We start from the raw sequence: 3,289 nt of genomic DNA on the forward strand, positions 1-3,289 counted from the left end.
GGCGCGGAACGCGTGATCGGGGTTCTTCTTGAGACCGTCCATCTGCGAGCGGGCAATGGCATGGATCGTCTGTCCGTCGACGCGATCGCGGCAGCAATCAATCATCAGATTGCCCACAAAACATTGCCAGCTGAGACCCGTGCCTTGTTCGATCGTCTCCGACCGCGGCACACCGCGACACCGGTTGGCGGGGATCCTGCGCTCGATCGTCTGGTTCAGCGCATCCAAGGCCTGCGGGCCAAGACTGTCGAACAGGGATGCACCGAACAGGAAGCGCTGGCGGCAGCCGAAAAAGTCGCCGAACTGCTTGATCGCTATGGCCTGTCGCTCAGTGAATTGGAGCTTCAGGCCCAGCCCTGTGAAGGGATCGGCATTCAGACCGATCGTCGACGTATGGGACCGATCGACGATTGCATCCCGGGAATTGCGGCATTCTTCGACTGCCGGGTCTGGGCGGAACGCCCGCATAACGCCGGATTCCGTTACATCTTCTTCGGTCTGCGCGCCGATGTGGTCGCCGCGCAGTATCTCTACGAGCTGGTGGAGCGGGCTTTTGCGACCGAAACTGATGGATTTCGGCGGGGTGATCTCTACCGGAAGATGGCCGGGGACCGCCGCAGCGCCACCAACTCCTTCCAATATGGTTTGTCGCGCGGCATTACCGCCAAGCTCCGTAGTTTGCGCACAGTCCGCGACAAGGTGAACCGCAGCGCCTCGGGACGTGATCTCGTGCCGGTCAAGGCGGCGGTGGTCGAGGATGAACTGGCAAAGCTCGGTCTCAACCTTACGGCGAAGTCGGTTAGCCGGGGCAAACGCGTCCTCAGCGACGCTTACGCGGCCGGACAGGAGGCCGGCGAACGGTTCGAGGTCGTCTCCGCTATCGCTTCGGGATCATGAAAGTCGTCGCAACAAAAACATCCACGGAGAGACGCCAGGCTGCTCTCTTTGATTTGATGATGGCGATGAGGGATGGTCCGATCGATTCCAGGAGGAACGACGTTTGGTCATAGGTATCTATGAGAGTGGAACCGGCGATATGCATTTTTGGAATGGAACGGGATATGCTCTGCCGCTGCACGCTCGATAGCGACCAATTCAAAATTCCGCGTTGGATCAACGCCGCCAGCGATTGCGACCGATATTCGTGCCGGGATCTGTTGGAAATTTAAGGGCGTTCGATATATCGGATCGCGACAGATGCTAGCGATTTGGGGATATGGGAGGTCACATTGAGCATGCTTGTTAGGCGGGACAGTCATGGATGATCTCTTTGGGGAGGATCGGACCTTCCTCCCCCTCGACCCAGGCGCCTGCCTGCTCGGTGGGTTTGCATTGGCGAACGGCCCAGTACTCCTTGATGCGATCGCGACAATTGCTGCGGTAGCACCGTTTCGGCACCTCGAAACGCCAGGGGGTCGGCGCATGTCCGTGGCGATGACCAATGCCGGACGACTCGGCTGGGTGTCCGACCGACGTGGTTACCGCTACGACGAAATCGATCCCTGCACCGGCAAGGCCTGGCCGAAAATGCCGTTGGTCTTCACCGAACTCTCGCGACATGCGGCGGCCACCGCTGATTTCCAGGACTTTATGCCAGAGGCATGCTTGATCAATCGATATGAACCAGGTGCAAAGCTTTCTCTTCACCAGGACCGCGATGAGCGCAACCTCGACCAGCCAATCGTCTCGGTTTCGCTTGGCGTCGACGCGCGGTTCTTATGGGGTGGTGAAAAGCGCCTTGATCGCCCCCGGCGGATCATTCTGCAACATGGCGATGTTGTTGTTTGGGGCGGCCCCGCACGTCTCACCTTTCATGGCATCGACACCCTTGACCTGAGCAGTCACCCAGCGACGGGGAGTTTCCGATTTAACCTAACCTTTCGTAAAGCGACCTGATCGCCGCACGCGTGTTTTCCAGTCCGCTTTAATCAACCATCTCCAGATCTGCGCGCCACCGATGAAAGAACGCATACTCGGACCTAGTAGTGTATTGTAGAATACGCTACAATCTAATACATGCTTGCCACGACGGAGGAGACCAGCATGATCGGCGCGACCAAACGCAAAGATTACCCGCTCTCGATGCGACTCCCGGAAGGCGACCTTGCGATCATCGATCGCGCTGCCGATCTGCGAGGCCGGTCGCGGACCGACTTTGTGCGGGACGCCGCGGTACGTGCCGCCGAAGAGGTTCTCATGGAAAGCGCGCTGCTGCGCATGACCCCGGAGGGCTTCAAGGCGTTCGTCAAAGCCGTCTCGGCCCCCGCCGCACCTGTCCCCGAGATGGTGGCGTCCCTCCGCCATAAAGCACCGTGGGAGAGGGGCGCGACGAAGCGTTGATGGCTCAACCGACGCTCTCTGCTCCTGAATTGCTGAATTCCTGCCATGACCTATCCCGGTTCTCCTGCGGCAAACCTACGCTCGATCATTGGCTGAAAACGCGGTCTCTGGCCAATCAGCAGAAGGGGTTTACCGTGGTCATCGTCGTTCACGTGGCGAACCGTGTCGTTGGCTACTACGGCTTGGCGCCGACCGCGATTATACCGACAGCCCTGCCTCGCTCGATCCGCACTGGTCAGCCGCCGAACCCTATGCCGTGCATTTTGCTGGGCCAACTGGCAACCGATCAGGCATGGGTCGGGCAGGGCATTGGCACCGGACTGTTCAACCATGCACTTGCCCGTAGTGTGAATGGTGCCGCATTGATCGGCGGGCGGGCGCTCGTCGTCAATGCCGTCGATGAAGATGCGGCATCGTTCTGGTGTCGCCGCGGCTTTCTACCGTCCAAGGATGACGCGCTGGTACTGTTCCGGTCCATCGCCGACATCGCGAGCTCGCTGAAAGCCGCAGATTCCGCTGCTCATGATCACTAGAGTTTTGCGCCTCACTGTCGTCAGATGGCAGATACGGCCCGCAGGCGGCCTCGGGTGCCGGTCGATTTTTTAAAAAAACTCGGAGTGCCTGTGGAGGCGGCGGAGACGGATGCAGAGGGCATGGAGCACTTTGTATTCGACGTGACTTGGCGTGCATTGACAAAGTTCATCGACTCCAACCGGAGTTGATCGGCTTTTTCATCAAACGCCGGCGAACCAGTCGCAGCCCTGCTTCTCCTAGTACCCACCGGGGTATTTGTTGGTCACCTCGATCGATTGCAGGTTTTTGGCACTTTTATAGCCGAGCTTGGTCGGGATGCGCAGGCGCAAGGGTGCGCCCCATTCCGGAGTGAGCGGTCTGTTTTCGAAATCGAGGGCGAGGATGGTTTGCGATTGCAGGGCGCTCCGCATGTCGA

General features: G+C 59.2%; 6 protein-coding genes. 5 read left to right on the top strand and 1 reads right to left on the bottom strand.

The features are described from left to right. The 5 genes from ACP5E6_RS17410 to ACP5E6_RS17430 all read left to right on the top strand — a co-directional run. A partial coding sequence (locus ACP5E6_RS17410) for a DUF2786 domain-containing protein (protein ID WP_427956348.1) occupies positions 1 to 897 on the top strand: 897 nt, incomplete at its 5' end. A 360-nt stretch (positions 898 to 1,257) separates the two neighbouring features. Beyond that, positions 1,258 to 1,896, top strand: a complete 639-nt coding sequence (gene alkB / locus ACP5E6_RS17415; protein ID WP_427956350.1) for a DNA oxidative demethylase AlkB — start codon at positions 1,258 to 1,260, stop codon at positions 1,894 to 1,896. A gap of 147 nt (positions 1,897 to 2,043) precedes the next feature. Then, positions 2,044 to 2,340: a DUF1778 domain-containing protein gene (locus ACP5E6_RS17420; RefSeq protein ID WP_427956353.1), complete on the top strand. Its 297-nt coding sequence runs from the start codon at positions 2,044 to 2,046 to the stop codon at positions 2,338 to 2,340. After that, positions 2,340 to 2,873 carry a GNAT family N-acetyltransferase gene (locus ACP5E6_RS17425; protein ID WP_427956356.1) on the top strand — a complete coding sequence of 178 codons (534 nt, stop codon included), beginning with the start codon at positions 2,340 to 2,342 and terminating at the stop codon, positions 2,871 to 2,873. Before ACP5E6_RS17420 ends, ACP5E6_RS17425 begins: the two co-directional genes overlap by 1 nt. 24 nt (positions 2,874 to 2,897) lie before the next feature. Further along, entirely contained in the window at positions 2,898 to 3,062 is a 165-nt protein-coding gene (locus ACP5E6_RS17430; protein WP_427956359.1) for an iron dependent repressor, metal binding and dimerization domain protein, read from the top strand. A 48-nt stretch (positions 3,063 to 3,110) separates the two neighbouring features. On the opposite strand, the gene ACP5E6_RS17435 is transcribed toward ACP5E6_RS17430, so the two are convergent. After that, on the bottom strand, positions 3,111 to 3,284 hold the full coding sequence (locus ACP5E6_RS17435; protein WP_427956362.1) for a molybdopterin-dependent oxidoreductase: 174 nt from the start codon (positions 3,282 to 3,284) through the stop codon (positions 3,111 to 3,113). Positions 3,285 to 3,289 lie beyond the last annotated feature (5 nt).

This window comes from Acidiphilium sp. (assembly GCF_049977125.1).
In the GTDB taxonomy this organism is placed as follows: Bacteria; Pseudomonadota; Alphaproteobacteria; order Acetobacterales; family Acetobacteraceae; genus Acidiphilium.